General features: G+C 39.3%; 19 protein-coding genes. 11 read left to right on the top strand and 8 right to left on the bottom strand.

Annotation, left to right across the window (positions count from 1 at the left end; all coding sequences use genetic code 11):
- Positions 1-20: 20 nt before the first annotated feature.
- From ACCI49_RS01195 to ACCI49_RS01220, 6 genes are all read left to right on the top strand, one after another.
- On the top strand, positions 21-365 hold the full coding sequence (locus ACCI49_RS01195) for an FHA domain-containing protein (RefSeq protein ID WP_371837139.1): 345 nt from the start codon (positions 21-23) through the stop codon (positions 363-365).
- Positions 366-473: 108 nt separating this feature from the next.
- Positions 474-1,325: a MotA/TolQ/ExbB proton channel family protein gene (locus ACCI49_RS01200; protein ID WP_371837140.1), complete on the top strand. Its 852-nt coding sequence runs from the start codon at positions 474-476 to the stop codon at positions 1,323-1,325.
- An 11-nt stretch (positions 1,326-1,336) separates the two neighbouring features.
- Entirely contained in the window at positions 1,337-1,987 is a 651-nt protein-coding gene (locus ACCI49_RS01205) for an FHA domain-containing protein (RefSeq protein ID WP_371837141.1), read from the top strand.
- A gap of 15 nt (positions 1,988-2,002) precedes the next feature.
- Positions 2,003-2,941, top strand: a complete 939-nt coding sequence (locus ACCI49_RS01210; RefSeq protein ID WP_371837142.1) for a PP2C family protein-serine/threonine phosphatase — start codon at positions 2,003-2,005, stop codon at positions 2,939-2,941.
- Complete coding sequence (locus ACCI49_RS01215) at positions 2,938-3,762, top strand: vWA domain-containing protein (protein ID WP_371837143.1); 825 nt, start codon at positions 2,938-2,940, stop codon at positions 3,760-3,762. Before ACCI49_RS01210 ends, ACCI49_RS01215 begins: the two co-directional genes overlap by 4 nt.
- 69 nt (positions 3,763-3,831) lie before the next feature.
- On the top strand, positions 3,832-5,055 hold the full coding sequence (locus ACCI49_RS01220; protein ID WP_371837144.1) for a trypsin-like peptidase domain-containing protein: 1,224 nt from the start codon (positions 3,832-3,834) through the stop codon (positions 5,053-5,055).
- Positions 5,056-5,430: 375 nt separating this feature from the next.
- On the opposite strand, the gene ACCI49_RS01225 is transcribed toward ACCI49_RS01220, so the two are convergent.
- The 3 genes from ACCI49_RS01225 to ACCI49_RS01235 are packed head-to-tail and all read right to left on the bottom strand — an operon-like array spanning position 5,431 to position 7,251.
- The gene (locus ACCI49_RS01225; RefSeq protein WP_371837145.1) at positions 5,431-6,318 is read right to left on the bottom strand and encodes a hypothetical protein; all 888 of its coding nucleotides are present in this window, start codon (positions 6,316-6,318) and stop codon (positions 5,431-5,433) included.
- Positions 6,299-6,829, bottom strand: a complete 531-nt coding sequence (locus ACCI49_RS01230; RefSeq protein ID WP_371837146.1) for a hypothetical protein — start codon at positions 6,827-6,829, stop codon at positions 6,299-6,301. The genes ACCI49_RS01225 and ACCI49_RS01230 overlap by 20 nt, the downstream gene beginning before the upstream one ends.
- A gap of 2 nt (positions 6,830-6,831) precedes the next feature.
- Positions 6,832-7,251: a hypothetical protein gene (locus ACCI49_RS01235; RefSeq protein ID WP_371837147.1), complete on the bottom strand. Its 420-nt coding sequence runs from the start codon at positions 7,249-7,251 to the stop codon at positions 6,832-6,834.
- A 342-nt stretch (positions 7,252-7,593) separates the two neighbouring features.
- On the opposite strand from ACCI49_RS01235, the gene ACCI49_RS01240 reads away from it, so the two are divergent.
- Positions 7,594-7,974 (top strand): hypothetical protein, encoded by a 381-nt coding sequence (locus tag ACCI49_RS01240; protein ID WP_371837148.1) that lies wholly within the window; start codon positions 7,594-7,596, stop codon positions 7,972-7,974.
- Positions 7,975-8,088: 114 nt separating this feature from the next.
- Here ACCI49_RS01240 and recA read toward each other — a convergent pair whose 3' ends face one another.
- Positions 8,089-9,129, bottom strand: coding sequence for a recombinase RecA (gene recA, locus ACCI49_RS01245; protein ID WP_371837149.1), 1,041 nt, complete (start codon positions 9,127-9,129; stop codon positions 8,089-8,091).
- A gap of 160 nt (positions 9,130-9,289) precedes the next feature.
- Between recA and ACCI49_RS01250 the strand changes: the two genes are divergently transcribed.
- Positions 9,290-10,300, top strand: coding sequence for a hypothetical protein (locus ACCI49_RS01250; protein ID WP_371837150.1), 1,011 nt, complete (start codon positions 9,290-9,292; stop codon positions 10,298-10,300).
- Between the two features lie 608 nt (positions 10,301-10,908).
- Here ACCI49_RS01250 and ACCI49_RS01255 read toward each other — a convergent pair.
- A complete protein-coding gene (locus ACCI49_RS01255) occupies positions 10,909-12,129 on the bottom strand; it encodes an acyltransferase family protein (protein WP_371837151.1) in 1,221 nt (406 codons plus the stop codon).
- 216 nt (positions 12,130-12,345) lie between these two features.
- On the opposite strand from ACCI49_RS01255, the gene scpB reads away from it, so the two are divergent.
- Positions 12,346-12,987 (top strand): SMC-Scp complex subunit ScpB, encoded by a 642-nt coding sequence (gene scpB / locus ACCI49_RS01260; RefSeq protein ID WP_371837152.1) that lies wholly within the window; start codon positions 12,346-12,348, stop codon positions 12,985-12,987.
- A 718-nt stretch (positions 12,988-13,705) separates the two neighbouring features.
- Positions 13,706-14,647 (top strand): SPFH domain-containing protein, encoded by a 942-nt coding sequence (locus tag ACCI49_RS01265; protein ID WP_371837153.1) that lies wholly within the window; start codon positions 13,706-13,708, stop codon positions 14,645-14,647.
- A 61-nt stretch (positions 14,648-14,708) separates the two neighbouring features.
- Here ACCI49_RS01265 and ACCI49_RS01270 read toward each other — a convergent pair whose 3' ends face one another.
- Entirely contained in the window at positions 14,709-14,996 is a 288-nt protein-coding gene (locus ACCI49_RS01270; protein ID WP_371837154.1) for a hypothetical protein, read from the bottom strand.
- Positions 14,997-15,162: 166 nt separating this feature from the next.
- Complete coding sequence (locus ACCI49_RS01275; RefSeq protein ID WP_371837155.1) at positions 15,163-15,465, bottom strand: hypothetical protein; 303 nt, start codon at positions 15,463-15,465, stop codon at positions 15,163-15,165.
- A 421-nt stretch (positions 15,466-15,886) separates the two neighbouring features.
- Between ACCI49_RS01275 and ACCI49_RS01280 the strand changes: the two genes are divergently transcribed.
- Positions 15,887-16,225, top strand: a complete 339-nt coding sequence (locus ACCI49_RS01280) for a DUF4870 family protein (protein ID WP_371837156.1) — start codon at positions 15,887-15,889, stop codon at positions 16,223-16,225.
- A gap of 10 nt (positions 16,226-16,235) precedes the next feature.
- On the opposite strand, the gene ACCI49_RS01285 is transcribed toward ACCI49_RS01280, so the two are convergent.
- Positions 16,236-16,682 (bottom strand): hypothetical protein, encoded by a 447-nt coding sequence (locus tag ACCI49_RS01285; protein ID WP_371837157.1) that lies wholly within the window; start codon positions 16,680-16,682, stop codon positions 16,236-16,238.
- Positions 16,683-16,728 lie beyond the last annotated feature (46 nt).

The following is a 16,728-nucleotide window of genomic DNA, read 5'->3' on the forward strand; positions in this document are numbered from 1 at the left end:
GACCTTACAAGGAAGCTGATTTGCCAAAGCGTAAAGTAATAAAGGTTGGGCGTTCCAAGGAAATGGATATACGAATAGTAGATGCCACTGTTTCCAGGCACCACCTAGAGATTGTCATTACTGAAGACGGAAACTATTTCTTGACTGACTGCGGAAGTTTATCCGGGACTTCTGTATTTTTAGATAAGAGGTGGTGCTTAATCAAACAAGAGTTTGTTGGGGGTGGTCAGCGAATTCGTATTGGTTCTATTGAAACCTGTATTGACAAGCTACTAAGTATTTATAAGTCAAACCTCAATGATACTAGCTTGCTTCTGGGCGCAGTGAAGCGAAACCCAAATACCGGCGCCATAGAAAAACTTTAGATCCACCAGGGTCAGATCCAAACGCAAATATCTCACTCAACAGAAATGAAGTTGGGAAACTAGAGGCGCCAATAAATTTCATGTAACGCGAGTGGAAAGGAGTTCTACTTGAAAAATCATTTTAGTGAAGTTGACTGGGTATTAGTTCTAACGTCAATTCTAATTGGCATTATATTTCTGGGAATTTGTAGTTATTTTGTAGAGCCCTGCAAAAATCCAACTGATGCCTGTGATGGACGATTTTGGGGAGATTTATTTTTTGACCGAAGTGTCGACTATAACGCCGTCAACCCTAGTAATTTAGAGGAAAGCCGAAAAAGCATTTACCCTTTCACCATTCAAAATCTCATGTGGATATTATTTTTCATTGGGCTTGGAGATGTCTGGTTACGACTACGCCAAGGAAAATCTGAACTAGCACAACTGGACAAAAACATACTGCCTGAAGATGAAAAAACTATGCTTCGCAAAGAAGATCTTAGTGAGGTCTATAAGCGCATGAAACAACTAAAAGGGAATAATTATTTTCTACAAAGACTGGTTGCGAGAGGTATTTTACAGTTTCAAAGTGGTCGATCAGTAGATCGAGTCAATACTGTATTCAACTCAACATTGGACTTACTCAGCCATGAAATAGAAATTAAATACAACCTGCTTCGTTATATAGTTTGGTTAATTCCAACTTTGGGATTTATTGGAACGGTTATTGGTATTGCGATGTCGCTACAAGTAGCAGGAAATGTACCGGATATAATGGAAGGTCAAGCCATCGTAGGGCCTTGGATGAAACAGCTTACTGCTAGTCTAGGTGTAGCATTTTATACAACGCTTCTTGCATTGCTGATGTCAGCAATTCTCGTATTTCTACTTCATATAGCCCAGGGTCGCGAAGAAAAAGTCCTTAACTATGTAGGACAATATACCCTGGATAATTTGATAAATCGATTATATGAACATTAGTGGGTATTAGTATGAGAGTCTACCGATCACCTGGTGGTGAAATCATTGAAGAATCAACTGAAAACCTGAACTCAAGCCAGAGTTCTAACTACAAGCATATGATTCTCAAAAGAAAGGAGTATCCTAGTAGCGATCTTGATATAGATACAAGGCCACTACATAGGCCCAATTGGAGTATAGGCCCCAATTCCCAGGATGATGAGAACACAAGAATTTTCGGGCTAGGCCTAAAGCAAGGTACGACTCATGAGCCCAAAATGCCAAACGACACTAGTTCAGCTACTCAAGAGTGTCCGATGGATGATCCAGTTGCCGGGTGGTTAGTCATTACAAAGGGACCAGGCAAAGGTCATTCACTTCAAGTTGGGATAGGTGTTAATTCAATAGGCCGAGATAACAGTAATCGGCTATCGCTAAGCTTTGGAGATACAGAGATATCAAGGAGTACACACTCGGTAGTCACCTACGATCCCCTTAATAGGAAATTTTATGTAAATCACGGTGGCGGAACCAATCTTACTTATATTAATGGCTCTCCAGTTCTATCTCCTACAGAACTTATCTCACATACAGAAATTCAGTTAGGAAATACCACACTCCTATTTATTCCTTTCTGTGGTGATGACTTTGATTGGGTAGATCATAGATCAACCATTAAATAGTCTCCGGGGAACATTATGGACCAAGTAAGAACCTTCAATGGTGAAATTGGTGTGAGTCAGCTAAAGGGAGATAGGCCCGACCAAGAAGATGATTTTGGAATACTAGATAAACAGGGTATTAATGGGGAAGAGAAGGAGCACACAGTGCTTATCCTTGCAGATGGCATGGGCGGAGCAGTATCTGGTAGAACAGCAAGTACCTCAGTGGTAAGCTCTGCGATTAGGGGCTATCAAGAACAAAATGGACCCATTGTAAATCGACTCTCCCAAAGCTGTATTGAGGCTAATAGAGAACTAGCCAGGCTTATAAAAACTAATTCTCAACTCAATGGTATGGGATCAACACTGGTTGTAGCCTCTATAACTAAATCTGGCATACAGTGGGTTAGTATCGGGGACTCCCCGCTATGGTTATTCCGTAATGATAAGTTGCAACGACTGAATGCTGATCACTCCCTATCCCCCTTTTTAATGGAAATGGCTGCCCAGGGTCACCTCACTGAGGAAGCTGCAAGGGCAGACCCTAAACGGCATATACTAATATCTGCTGTTATGGGAGGGGTAATTGAAAAACTAGATCTAGCTCCACAACCCACCCCCCTTCAACCAGATGATATTATCCTACTCGCTTCAGATGGCGTAGAGACTCTCACAGAGAACCGAATTAAGGAAATCTTAGGGAGGCCAGATAGAGATATTGGAGTCATCACAAAAAATCTAATTAACGCCGTAATCGCTAAAAATCACCCCGGGCAAGATAATACTACCGTTATTCTATATAAAGTTTGTAAGAGCAACACAAATTCGAAAAATAATTATCCGCTGTTTAATACCAACAAATACATGGAAGTAAGATACCTATGCGGAATAATTATTCTTTTGTGCATTTTACTTACTGGATACTTAATAGTTCAAAGCAATCTACATTTCAGCACTTATATTCACTTGCCATGAAAAGAAAATCGCGCGAAATCAGTATATTTAGCACATCATTAGTAGATATTTTCGCCTCAACTTCAGGGGCATTTTTACTAATTATGATTGTACTGTTACCTTTCTTCCCTAATACAGGCGACTCCTCGGAAAAAGTCGAGATATTGAAACGTGAGTTAGAAACAACCAAAGAAAAATTAACACATATTGAAAATACATTAGGCATAACTCAAAAACATCTACAAGCCGCTAAAGATATAATTCAATTCCCCCCATTTGATTTAGTAATTGCTTTGGATACAACTGGTAGTATGAGACATCAGGTTGATGGGTTAAGGAAAGAGATAGATGGCATATCTGAATTATTCCAAAAACTTTCACCATCCGCCGCCATTTCCATTATTGATTTTAAGGATCATTGCGAACCAGACGGGGCTATAAACATATTTCCATTAACAGTTCTATCTACAAGAACCCTCAATAGCTTAAAGGGATTTGTAAGTAAGATGCATGCAGGAGGTAGCGGCTGCAACTCTGATGGTCCTGAGGCTCTATATGATGCATTAGTGTCTGGAGTACGTTCTCCATTTCGCCCAGAAGCAAAATTCTTCTCAATTGTAATAATTACAGATAATTTAGCTCATCCTGCTGAGCAAGAAAGAACACTAGCTACAGGAGCAGAATTTCATAGTCGTGGAAGTAATCATTTCGTTTCCGTAGTTGATATCAGCGATGAAGGGCATCCATTTTTGAAACAGCTTGCTTCTCAAGGTGGGGGTGAGTACATCAACTCTGGTAGTTCTATGACCCTGTCATTACTAAGAGCACTGACTGGTACCTAGTTTATTCATTGACGTAAAAATCTAAACCAAAGAATACGACAAAAATTGGAAACCAAGATGGAATAAACAATGCCGGCTAGAATTTTTGTTATCTGCATATTTCTGTCTTTATTAACTGCTCCTGTCAGGGCCAAGCCGAACTTCGAGGAGATTAATCCCAGCATCGTTCGGATTATTAATGGCGTAGATAAAGGAACTGGATTTGTTATAAATAGAAAAGGTTTCATTGCCACCAATCATCATGTTATAGAAGGTAGCCAATCATTAGAAGTTTTCGTTAGTGGTTCAACAAAAGCTCATAGCGCTGAGATTATTTGGCAATCTTCAGCCCTTGACCTAGCAATAATCCGAGCATCTAGATTAGATGCTCCCCCTCTCACTCTAGCAATTCCTGCCCCAGAAATTGGTGCTTCAGTTTGGGCTGTCGGCTTCCCGGGAGGTGCAGATAGGGGATCATTCGCTCTTGAGCCAACAATATCTGATGGTAGTTTAAGTAGGGTTTTCAATGGAGCTTGGGATACTAAGCCTGTTAGGATTATTCAGCATAGTGCCGCCACAAATCCAGGGAATAGTGGTGGTCCTTTATTGGATAATTGCGGTAGAGTCATTGGAGTAAATACAGAAGCTCCATTAACACCTGTAATGGTATCTGGTGGCGGTGTTCAAAGAATACCTGAGGTAGCGGGCGTATACTGGTCATCTTATATTGGAGTGTTGCTGGAAGAGCTAATGATACAAGGCTTAGAGTTTAAGCTGTCGGAAAAAAGTTGCATCCTTGGAAAGGGCCACCAGCAGGTTATCTACAAGATTGAACATCTCACAAAAGCACTCATATTAGTCACTATTGTGGGCTCAGCAGGAATTTTCCTAGCATTATTATTGTCACTCCAGCGTCCGAAAGTAAACGTAACACCCGAGCTTGAGAAATACTCAGTTCCTGTTAAAAGTAAAGTAAGGAGGTCAAAGAAGCAGTTAGACAGTAAGAAAATCCATGTTTTGTCTGGCGTTGACTTAACTGGGCGTATCTATAACATCAAGTTTAAAAATTTCACAGCTGATCAAACCTTTGAGCTAGGCCGCCATCCAAAACTTTCTGATGAAGTAATTAACGATCCGAGTGTATCTAAAAGGCATGCACGGTTTCATTTCAGGCACCCAAAAGTATTTATTGAGGATTTGAACAGTGAGAATGGAATATATATAGATGGATGCCGTTTATCGCCATTTAATCCTGTCGAATTGGTGGCAGGTGTAGAGTTAACAATAGGCAGTATTAAGTTTCTTGTAAATTAGTTAAGGCTTGATTTTAATGGCAGTATCAGGCCAAAGTAATATAGTCGTTCTATTACACGTATCATGCCCAATTTATAAGATATTTCTTAAGACTATTCGCTATCCAGGAATTCCAGATATCGTTCTACTAAGTAAAATGATTGAAACGCTTCCCTCAAACGCATTGAACGTAAATGGGGTTGTATCCATTTACCTCCTAAGCTATGCAATTTTTATATCTCTAGTACCAGCTGCCCAGTTTTTTCTTTATAACCAAATGGATCAATCACCCATCCTGACGCTGTTAGATTAATAGAAGCCTATTATTTGTTTCATCTCCACCTTCTTATTACCCTCATTTTATACTCCGTACTATAATGACAGCACCGGCTCTACTCATAAATTATCAAAAGCACTTTGTTCTACTTGAGTACCTTGCTCTACTTGAGTTTCCTCGGTAACTTTAGATTCTTGAAATAATCGCTCTTGCTGCTTAACAAAACGAGCATGAATAACCTCATCAGCCATTGCTATTTCTACACAACTCTTATCAATGTTTTGCGAGGAAATCTTATTCATAAAGTCCCCCGGTAGACTTTCTAGAGCACAGTCTACAGACTCGAAGGGACCATAGATTGAAGACCAAAGGCAAGCAAATACTGATATCTCGAGTTCATTTCTGGGATAGACTTTTTTATCAGTTGCAAGGAGAGCGGCTGATTTCATTGCCCATGTTGGTACTTTCTTTTTGTCAGGAAGCTCCTTCTTATCTATCCAAGTGAAAAATCTCTTTTTGCTAATAATCTTTGATTTCTCCAGCCACCCTTGCTTCACTGCACACTCTACCAATATCTTTATACGTTCCTCGATCTGAACATCATTATAAGCAAAGCGAAACTTATCAAGATACACCGGTCGGTTTCTCAACGCTCGTTCACGGCGCTTTTTCCGCAGGCGACTTTGTTGTGAAACTTTATGTGGATTAAATGTGCTTTCCATATCCCAAGAAGTTGTATCAACCATAAATTCATTGATACCCATACTATACAGGAATGTATGAGCATTATCTGGGCATTTTATGTAGCGGATTTCCGAGTGTTGTGTTACTAGGATGCAAGTTATGTCATGTTCGGCACCTTTGATACGCCCTGCTATGAAGAAACCCTTATCTTTATAACCTGAAAGAACTATATCTTGAATCTGCCCTTTCTTAGTATTTTCTAAGAATTCAGAGTACTGCAAATGCATGACACAGCTTTTCTGATCAAACAAGCTCGTCAGCATAAACTCGCTCCTGTAGATTCACGTACCCAAGTGGCATTTTCAAGAAAAGCTCGTCGAATCTACGGATTACATCATAGGAATCAGTGGATCGCCAAGCCTGCTTCAAAGGTAAAACATTTTTATCTTTATGTGCCATCCAAGGATGATTCACGCTTGTCGTTGCCTTCACTGCTTTCTGAGCACAAACACTATCAACCTTCGCAACTTCCTTATAGAAACCTTTCTCTATTAGGCTATTCGCGGCATCAACTTTCCTACTCAATCTCTGGGAATTCATTTTAAGAACATCCCGTTTCGCATCTTCTATCGATTCCTCCATCGTTTTATACCTAGAACCGAAGTGCTCACGTATAGTTGGATCGTACCTTGGTCTATTACTTAATAGGCGCTTGTAATCTTCCACAGCTTGAACTTCCCATTCTTCTAGATTCTCAGTGGAAATTTTTCTTTCAAGCCCAATTAGCATCTTATGGTCAAGATGTAGAATTGTATAAGGATATATTTTGCTCATCTTTAACCTCTTCGAATTAATGAATTTTTTGCAACCTCGACAACTTTTCGATTTGCCTCTTTCTGAACCTCCTTTAGCTTCCCAAATGTCACAGGGCCTGTAATGTACTTCTCTAGTGACATCTCTCTTGCGATAGTTGGATATTCCTCTATAAAGTCTATTAATCGCTTTAGGTTATCCTGACCCATAGACATACGATTGAATCTAGGTGCTAATCTGAAATACAGAAACACAACAATACTCACCACATAAAGTATCAAACCCATCCAAAAGAAATTGTCAAGCACTAAGTAAAGTTTCTCGCTTATTCTCTTTGAACTCACCCCACTCAGCATCAAGAAAATGCCCATAAGTGAGGTATAAACAGATGTGGAAACCCACTTGGCAAGAGGATGAGTGATTTTAAGTGATGACCAGTACAAGATTGACTCCGTCGACCAATTTATGAGCTGAAAGGTAGCTGGCAGTAAAATAATCTCAGTGATACTTTCCCACATGTATCAAGCGCTATCAGTATATTTTTTTCGAAAAGTACGGTTTCTTCTTTACTGAGCTCCCCACCCTATGCAAGCATGGATCAGTAGATTTTTATTTTAGTATTGGTCTTGTTCTTTTTGATTAATATTCAGATAACTAAGAGACATATATCTAAAGACCCCTCCTGTATCCTTCGCCTTGATGCTTTCTTAGTGTTATGGAAGCTTCTCTATTTATATTCAAGGGATCATAAGATCTAAAACCTAGCCTCAAAGGAGTTTTAAAAAGTGAACCAAGATGACGAATATTTAGATGAAGTTCAGGAAAAAGAGTCCGCTAACATTTCACCGTTACGTATGGCTCTTAGAGGAACAACTCTGGGCCAATTTATAGAGACTAAGCAACGAAGATATTTGTTTGCATTCTTATGCTATTTGGCAGCTACAACATTATTTATGATAACCGTTGTATATGCTTTTTTAGCAATCAAGAGTGGAGGCCTATTGAGTGGAAATAATCATGATTTTTTTGGCAAGTTATTTAAAATCGGAAGCTTTGCTTCTTGCTTGGTCACTGTTGCATCTTTTTCAGCCAAGCGCTACTCGCTAGGATTTCAAGCAGCCGTAGTGTCGGCTATTTTCATCTTACTGACTAATTTAAGACCATAAATAGTCCTTTATACAAAAATAGTCTGGCCAAAAATAATTTAGCGAATTGTTACAAGTAGATGATTAAGGGCTTATAAGACAATCTTTAAGCCCTTTTAATATCTCTCCATTGAGTCAATGGAGACCGCTTTTTGTCTGCCTTTCTGAGTTTAAAGTTGTTACTAAACGCTTCTTAAGCTGTGCTTCGATTTTACTACAATCATCAGGATTATCGAAAAAATATTTGCAAGCATTTGCCTTACCATGGCCAATCTTTTCTCCATCATAAGAATACCAAGCACCTGATTTCTCTACTATCCCCTCCTTAACAGCAAACTCAACGATCTCTCCCACTCTGTTTATGCCTCTACTATAAAGAACTTGAAATTCAGCAATACGAAACGGAGGAGCTACTTTATTTTTAACAACCTTCACGCGGGTCTCATTACCAATTATATCATCACCATCCTTTACAGAACCGACTCGACGAATATCTAATCGAACAGAGGAATAGAATTTGAGTGCATTACCCCCTGTAGTAGTTTCCGGCGAACCAAACATAACCCCTATTTTCATTCGTATCTGATTAATGAAAATCACTAAAGTATTTGTGTTTTTTATGTTGCTGGTTAGTTTTCTCAGTGCCTGAGACATAAGTCTAGCCTGCAAACCAACATGTGAATCACCCATTTCCCCCTCAATTTCAGCTTTAGGGGTTAATGCCGCAACAGAATCTACAGCAACAACATCAACCGCGCCTGAACGGACTAACATGTCAGCTATTTCCAGCGCCTGTTCTCCTGAATCAGGTTGAGAAACGATGAGGCTATTTATATCTACTCCTAATTTTTCTGCATATAATGGATCCAGTGCATGCTCTGCATCAATGAAGGCGCATGTCCCGCCTAACCGCTGCGCTTGTGCTATGCAGCTCAATACTAAGGTTGTCTTCCCAGATGCCTCTGGGCCGAAAACTTCTACAGTGCGTCCTCTCGGTAACCCCCCTATACCCAATGCAATGTCGAGGCTAAATGATCCAGTTGAGATTGCATCAATAGCTTTGACAGGCTCTTGGTTCATCACCATTACAGAGCCGCTACCAAATTGCCGTTCAATTTTGTTAAGTGCAGCTTGGAGAGCTTTTTCGCGACTAGTTTGGTTTTCTGAACATTTCATATGTTTTCGCTCCATTTTGCAGTAGTTGCCCTATATCCTAACTGGTATATGAATTCTCAGTAGCGAAGAACGTATCGTACATACATATAGTGTCAAGCGAGAAGGAAAGAGGTTAACGTGTTGATATTATTCATTTTTTTAAACCCGCTACGATAAATTCATGTTCCAGAAAATAGAAATTTTGCTTTTTATGGAAAATAGAATGGTCAGAAAAAAAGTATCCCTCAATCAATTAGTTGAGCAGCTATTTAATGTTCCAGTTCCCCCAAATCCATCTGAAGGGGGTAACTATGAAGCAAAACCAACGCCAACTACTATACGCCCAAATGCCAAAGCAGCTCATTTTTACAGCTACCACGCAAAGCGTTTAAATATTAGCATGCAAGATATGATGTCTCTCACTCTCAATGCTGTCGCATCTGCCACGCAAGAACCCGTCATGACTGAACTTCAATTAGCTGTCGATCGGTTTAAGTACCTATTCGAGGCTCATCGGGTCCCTCAAATTCATGTGAAGCAAATTATTGACTCTTATGGTCAAAACAACTTTCCATTGGGCGGCATGTCCAATGATAAAATTTTGCTCGAGCAATATACACCTGCATTAAAGGAGGCTCTAAGTAAGATTTTTGGAGTACGAACAGATTGGCTTTCAGGAATTGGGAACAACCCCATTATTGCTGATCCAATATATTCCAGAGACTATGCATTTAGTGTATGGAATCAATTAAATCACCCTGTTAAGTTAAGCGGAATGTCAATTGACAATCGTACTCTGCTTCTTGTTAAGGCTGATAATGACCCAGGCCTACATGTTGATGATCTCGATTATCCCTTCGAGATCTTACTCTTCAATATCAATGAATATGTTGTAGATGATCACATGCGATTTAAAACATACCATTTAAATGGAATTTTCCCACTTTCTAATAAGGAGGCTAGAATAGGGCTGCAGTCTATCTTATTCTCTTTGAGAAGATGTGATAGCTCACTAAATATCCAAGGGGCGATATATAGTCAAGATGTAATTATCAATATAAAACTTGGCTTACTTCCAGCTGATAGTATCAGTAGCAATTTCCCAACACTATGGGACGCAGAAAATACCCTTGGTTCAAATTGCGAGCCAGACATTCAAATGTTATCAGATCTTTTAATAGCTACCGACTAGTAGCTAATATAGCTTGGTTCAAGTCAACTTTTTTGCCTCGATGTAACGCAAAATCTTAATATTTGCATACATGAGAAAAAACAATGTGTATCCAAAGATTTGAATATTCAGACTGTCGATTAACCACCCAACGCAAACCAAGATTATTCCATTGACCATTACACACAAGTAAAAATCACTAACTCTCAGATGATTTATTCTATTTTTTTTAATACTCTCTATCCAACCAACAAAGGTATTTAGCATTATTATTTCCATCTCTAGCCATTTTCTTGATTCGAGTTTTAACTAAGGTATATATTACTGTATAGAAAATAAGAATACTTATAAGAAAAGTAAGTTTTGCCCATATTTCCATGCGGAGAATCAAATGATTTACATCATGTAACTCTCGTATATGACAGAATTGTCTTTCGGGGGGTATCAGCTCTCCATTTATTAGATTGTAAAATCCCCAGCTTCCATAGATAAAATAATGTACACCATATAATCCACTTATTATTAACATTACCAAGAGAAAACATACGTATTTCTTATCTTTCCTCATCGTTCCTCACTTTCCTGCCTGATAAGCCTCACATAAATTCATGGATAATCTACGTTTCTCTCTAATTCCTACTTATAAGTATCTCTCTGCTGAGGTTTGGTTTTCTTCTTGCTATTTTTAATATTAATCTTCGTTTAACAAAATCAGCTGCAATAATTGTCGGTTTGTTTACTAACTTGTCAAAAAAGTAGGCAACAAGAAACATAACGGGCAGTGATAATGCTATTGCAAAAAACACCTTGGCCACATGGTTATCGAATGGAAGGTACAAATATAGATATGCAGTTAGACTACTCATTACCGTGTAATGCGTTAAATAAAGTGAAAACGAAATTCTACCAATAAATCTAGGAATAGCTTTACCAAGTATTGAAACGAACTTCTTGGAGTAAGACATCCCCGCAATTAGAAAAAATGCGCCCCACGTATTATAAAGGTATTCGTGGTAAGGATGAAATTCCTGAATAGTTATAATTTTGTAGGGGTTGGTGTAGAGACCTCTAATCATGTAGGCACACAGCATCACTCCGATAATTAGAGAGAAGGGAACCCAGTATTTCGAATATTTCTCCAAGATTTTGTTTGTTTTTTCATTGTTTTGAATATCACAAAGCATCATCCCAAGAATGAAGCCAGTGTATAAAGTTGGAAAAATAAGAACTATACTTATGAAATAGATAAAAATTCGTATTTCAAATGCATACTTATTGGTTTGAAAGCTCAAAAATATTGCTTGAAAGAGAAAAATACCAATTGAACCTATCATCTCAACACTCATTGTCCAAAGTGGCGGGTTGTAACGAAGGTCATCCAAGAATAGAGCACTTCCAAAACCTTGTTTAAAAATATCGGTGAACGTTGGAATACTGCCGTATTGGTTTATTTCCTGGGATTGAGTGATTAATGCAACCTCTTCAAATTGAAATGCCCCTAGCAGCATTAACACCCAAACGAAAATCAGACTAGCTGTAACTGGGATCGCAAGACGTAAATAACGAGCAGCCACTTTGCCTACCAAATCAGCTTGGCCAACACTCGCTGTTTTAAAGAAGCTATAGCTAAGGACATATCCTGACAACACAAAGAATATACATACAGCCCATGCGCCGTTATGCAGCATATTGAAAGGAGGAAATGACATCTGCTCAATGATGCCTGAGCCTGCCGCCCTCAATGCTGCATCCGAAAATGCCAAGGCAAAAAATAACTTCAACAGATGCTCATTTACAACGACTAGCGCCGCTACCCCTCTCAAACCGTCGAAGTAACCTATTCTTTTCACTATACAGTCCCATATGGATGCGATTTACGGCAGTATATGCCCCCCCTTGGCTCACTCCCGAAGGAAAAATGCTGAAAAGTGCAGATTGATAGAAGTAGCATTTGCCAGCGAAAAGCGACTTTTCGTATCCTTTTTCTTCTGTTTAGGTGGTCAAGCCCTTACACTCACTCTACTTGATACAAGCAACCTAGCAGTTAGGAGAAAGCCAGGCCCCAAATGGACCTATTTAGCCAACATGTCGCAGCACTTGAGAGGTTTAGCTGCGACTCAGAACAACCAGCCCAAGTTGGAGTAGGTTCAAAACCTAGTAACCGTCGTATTTTAGAGGCGGTATTACTCTCTGCCCGACGCCCTGTGGCGATAGATGAGCTCGCAGACATCTTTGATGTTGATGAGATGCCTACGAGGGGTCAGCTCCTATCTTTGATTGAAGAAATAGCCGACTCTTTTGAAGGCACAGGTGTAGAACTGGTAGAGGTAGCTAGTGGATTTAGGCTACAGACAAAGAAGGAGCTTGCTCCATGGATCAACAAGCTATGGGACGACAGCCCCTCCCGTCTTTCTCGGGCGATGATGGAGACCCTCTCAATTATTGCCCACCGTCAACCAGTGACTCGTAGTGATATTGAACACATACGTGGGGTTGCTGTAAGTAGTTCAATCATGCATACCCTACTCGAGAATCAGTGGATCAAATCCCTTGGTCAGCGGGATAGTATGGGGCGACCGACTGTTTATGGTACAACCAAAGAGTTCCTTAACCACTTCGGCTTTAAGAGCTTAAAGGACCTACCAGAACTTAAGGATCTAAAAGAATTATTAAACCAAGCGGAAACCCCAGCTTCACCAGAACCTTAATGTGATCACAGGTGTTGGCACCGAATGACAGGTAGTTTGTCAATCGTCTTGCATATATGTACCAGGCAGTATTTAGTGGAAACGTATATTTGATCTGGTTTCTAAGCCGTCGTGTGTTTAACTTCAATCAGATTTGGCCTCAGGTTCCACATCAAAGTCTTATCTGCCCCCCTGAGTAAAAATTGTACAACATGCTACATTTACTGAAAGCCGCCACTTCAAGGACCTGTTGTTGGTCAATTTATGGCCACATGAGACCATTGAGTCAAGCTCTATTTGAACGGCCGGTAGTCTCTCACCACCACCTGCTCACTTCCGCTAGGCTTTGTGTAGGCCTTAGACAGTTGTATAAGTTGTCTTACACTTCCTGAAAGCGTCAACAATCGAGATTGAGCAATAGGCCACCAGAGAACATTGACTAGAATTTGTAGTAGTAGGATGTTTTATGCTGGCTTCTTATTTGACCTTATCAGCATGTCCCACTGACTATGCTTAGAGCACTATTCACCAGGCTCCCCTCAACAAGCGTAAGGAGTTTGCTCCTGGTATTACTTGACTTATCTAATACCCAAGGTGCAGAAAGTAAATGGTTAGCACGGACGTAATATCTATATATCGTCGTTAATTGATAAAAAGTAAGAAAATAGATGGTTATGTATTGATCTCCCCGGCATATTTCCACAGATAAAGACTTAAAACTGCTAGGAGGGTGTAACAAGTGAAAAATGTAGAGCTAAGCTTAACAAGCGTTGATGAGTACGGTACCCGTAAAGCTATAAATGGTTGGATCGCGCTTGGAGTGCTTTTTGTAATTGGAGCTATTGGCCTTTCAGCTGTTCGTTTCCATTCTTATGGTCTTGCTATTTTTTGCCTAATTGTAGTATTGATCTCCATCTTCGGATTTTATCAACTCGGTCCCAAAATAGTTGCTGTAGCCCAACTTTTTGGGGCAAATCGAGGGAACTTAGTTGGCCAAGGTCTACTTTGGAGAAATCCTTTATATGCAATCCATAAAGTCAGTACTCGTTCAGATATCTCTCGCACGCCGGTTGCGAAGATCAATGATAAAAGTGGAAACCCGATAATGGCTGCGATGCAAGGACAGTGGTACGTGGAACGTCCAGCAGACTCAGTTTTTAATATCGATAAAAGTGTTAACGAATACGTATCTGAAGTTTTTTCCGTCTGCCTTAGAATAATAATTTCGCGGTACGATTATGATGGCAATAGTAATGTAATAGTAGACAGAGACAAAACGACAGAAAAAAAGGAATCGCTAGAAGGAGAAGAGGTAGAGGAGCTCTATCTAAGAACTTCAAACAAAGTAATTAGTGAAGAAATGAGATCCTTAGCACAAGAGCGACTCAATATTGCCGGTGTCAAAGTAGTTACAGCCAATCTAGTCGATCTTGCATATGCACCCGAAATTGCAAGTGCTATGTTAAGAGTTCAGCAAGCTAATGCTTACCTAAATGCTCGAACAAAACTCGTAAAGGGTGCAACCGATGTCGTCATCCAAACTGTGGCTAAATTAGAAGAAAGTAACAACAAAACTAATGTCGAATTAGATAAACAGCAAAAGGCTTCTCTGGCGTCCAATCTACTATTAGTATTAAGTAGCGACACAAGCCCTCAGCCTGTTATTTCACTAGATAACTAGAGGTTATGTTTATTTAGCCTCCATTTTTGGAGGCTAAATAAAAAATGTAATAGGCATTTAATCATCTCCGTTGAATTCTAGTCATTTTATTACAGTGTTCACATTTACATCGGTTTTTCGCTTCAGCTTTCCTTGCAATTTCCTCTAGTGATTTCATCCTCATAAATAGCCGATGTTCTGCATTAGCAAATTGCTGAATAACCCACATTGGATCTAATGGAGTATCACATATTCCACAAATAACACTTTCTAGAGATTCATCAAGGAGGAATTTATTGTGCTGGCAACGCTCGCCAATTCGTAATTTATGTATTACAGGTTCGTCAATAAATAAATCTTGCTCTTCCATAATCCGGCCTTAGTAGCATCTAGAAATTTCCCAAAAATTAGTGCCCATATTATCTCATGTCCTTTAACCCAGCTAAGCACATACTTATCACTCACTTAAAATATCGTCAATACATTTATAGCCCAAGGGTATATTTTCGGCAGTAGTCACTAAAATAAAAATTCATTTAGGGCGCCAAAATATGTGCCCAGCTGTTTGTTGCTTTCGTAATTTCTAAGCTTCGTTGAACAATGTTAGATAAACTCCTTTTTATAATGGCAAGTCGTTCCCTCAAACAAGAAATCATAGAGCGAACTGACTTTTTAAAAATTATCTTAACCAAATTTCTCTCAAGTTTGCGAAGCTGTATTTTTAAATGTTCTGCTGAGCTCTCTAGTTTACGACGCTCTTCCGAAAGAGTCTCATGCTCCTGCCATAGGTAGCTCATATAATTGAAAACCCTTTTTACTGCAAATTCTGTATTAGCCATAAAGTGTCCTGAATTATTGTCAAATTATTTATTGCTAGTAATCCATAAAAGTAATTACATTGGCAACCTTTAATTGCGTTTTTCGGCACTTAACTGGAATTTAATACTTTAGTTATATCTCTTGATGCGGTTTTCGGTATCGTTTGGTTACCTAAAATTACTTTGATAAAAACATCTTGATGTCTCTATGTATGTCGATATTGATGTGATTTTAAGAAAGTACCATGTTCTAGGGCACATCATCCCTAAGTAATTTATTGTAGTAGATGAGAACCCGAAGTCCGACCTGGCTGATCTTCTGATTTTTTACTTTTTTGTTGGCTTTCCAGTTTCAACGTTAGACATAATGTAGCTACGATAGCGCTCTATCAGCGGCTCACACTAATATATGTAAATTAACCCATTAGCTATGGAGATGACTATGGACCCACTTAATAGCATGAACAAGGCGGACATTCGAGCAAGAACCTGGGGACTTATTGGATACGCACTTCAGGGTTTTGGCATTGTAGTAGGAGTTTCACTTTTGCTGTCAATTGTCTTGAATTATTTGATGAAGAATAAGATTAATAAAACACTTGGGGAAAGTCATTTTAGGTGGCAGCGCCACACATTTTGGTGGACGCTGGCGTTCTTGGTGGTTGGCATTCTAACCGCGTATATAAATATTGGGTACCTATTTATTTTTGTAGGGTCATTGATACTAGCAGCTCGTACTTTTTGGGGGGCCATAAAACTTTATAAATGTCAACCGGTATAGATTCTGATGACTACTTGTGATAATCGCGTAGGAGTATAGCTGTATTACGTTGCATAGGTTTACCATCAACAATAAAGACTTGATCCTCCGGAATAACCTGTAGGTGTCGATTAATTAACAATCCGTCAACATTCCAGTAAATGTATTTACCATCATAGGTGGTAATCGGTGCTCCATCACGATAGACAAATTTACTTTCATTATTGATATAGACGGATTCGGACCTAACAGCCACCGAACGGCCGTCTAGTGCAATTGTTTCATGTAGAATTTTCTTTCCTTCATATGTTGTTACTTGCCAGGGACCACTTCCTAGTTCAGAGGAAATCATTGGATACTGGCTAACACTTGTGGTTACTTTTTTACAGCCGGTTAAGGCTGCTATTAGAGAAATTAATAAGGTATATCTCTTACAATTTATTATCATATCACCCTCGAATTTACGTGTAGTAACCATCGATTAATGTTCTTACATTACATGAAGGAGTCGATCAACTCCTTTG

The sequence above is a fragment of the Microbulbifer epialgicus genome (assembly GCF_041447265.1).
GTDB lineage: Bacteria > Pseudomonadota > Gammaproteobacteria > Pseudomonadales > Cellvibrionaceae > Microbulbifer > Microbulbifer epialgicus.

Bases quoted from the DNA above. Each gene is read 5' to 3' on its own strand.
- ACCI49_RS01205 (WP_371837141.1), top strand. From the start codon at position 1,337: ATGAGAGTCTACCGATCACCTGGTGGTGAAATCATTGAAGAATCAACT.
- ACCI49_RS01210 (WP_371837142.1), top strand. From the start codon at position 2,003: ATGGACCAAGTAAGAACCTTCAATGGTGAAATTGGTGTGAGTCAGCTA.
- ACCI49_RS01215 (WP_371837143.1), top strand. From the start codon at position 2,938: ATGAAAAGAAAATCGCGCGAAATCAGTATATTTAGCACATCATTAGTA.
- ACCI49_RS01220 (WP_371837144.1), top strand. From the start codon at position 3,832: ATGCCGGCTAGAATTTTTGTTATCTGCATATTTCTGTCTTTATTAACT.
- ACCI49_RS01225 (WP_371837145.1), bottom strand. From the start codon at position 6,318: ATGCTGACGAGCTTGTTTGATCAGAAAAGCTGTGTCATGCATTTGCAG.
- ACCI49_RS01230 (WP_371837146.1), bottom strand. From the start codon at position 6,829: ATGAGCAAAATATATCCTTATACAATTCTACATCTTGACCATAAGATG.
- recA (WP_371837149.1), bottom strand. From the start codon at position 9,129: ATGAAATGTTCAGAAAACCAAACTAGTCGCGAAAAAGCTCTCCAAGCT.
- ACCI49_RS01250 (WP_371837150.1), top strand. From the start codon at position 9,290: ATGTTCCAGAAAATAGAAATTTTGCTTTTTATGGAAAATAGAATGGTC.
- scpB (WP_371837152.1), top strand. From the start codon at position 12,346: ATGGACCTATTTAGCCAACATGTCGCAGCACTTGAGAGGTTTAGCTGC.
- ACCI49_RS01270 (WP_371837154.1), bottom strand. From the start codon at position 14,996: ATGGAAGAGCAAGATTTATTTATTGACGAACCTGTAATACATAAATTA.
- ACCI49_RS01275 (WP_371837155.1), bottom strand. From the start codon at position 15,465: ATGGCTAATACAGAATTTGCAGTAAAAAGGGTTTTCAATTATATGAGC.
- ACCI49_RS01280 (WP_371837156.1), top strand. From the start codon at position 15,887: ATGGACCCACTTAATAGCATGAACAAGGCGGACATTCGAGCAAGAACC.
- ACCI49_RS01285 (WP_371837157.1), bottom strand. From the start codon at position 16,682: ATGGTTACTACACGTAAATTCGAGGGTGATATGATAATAAATTGTAAG.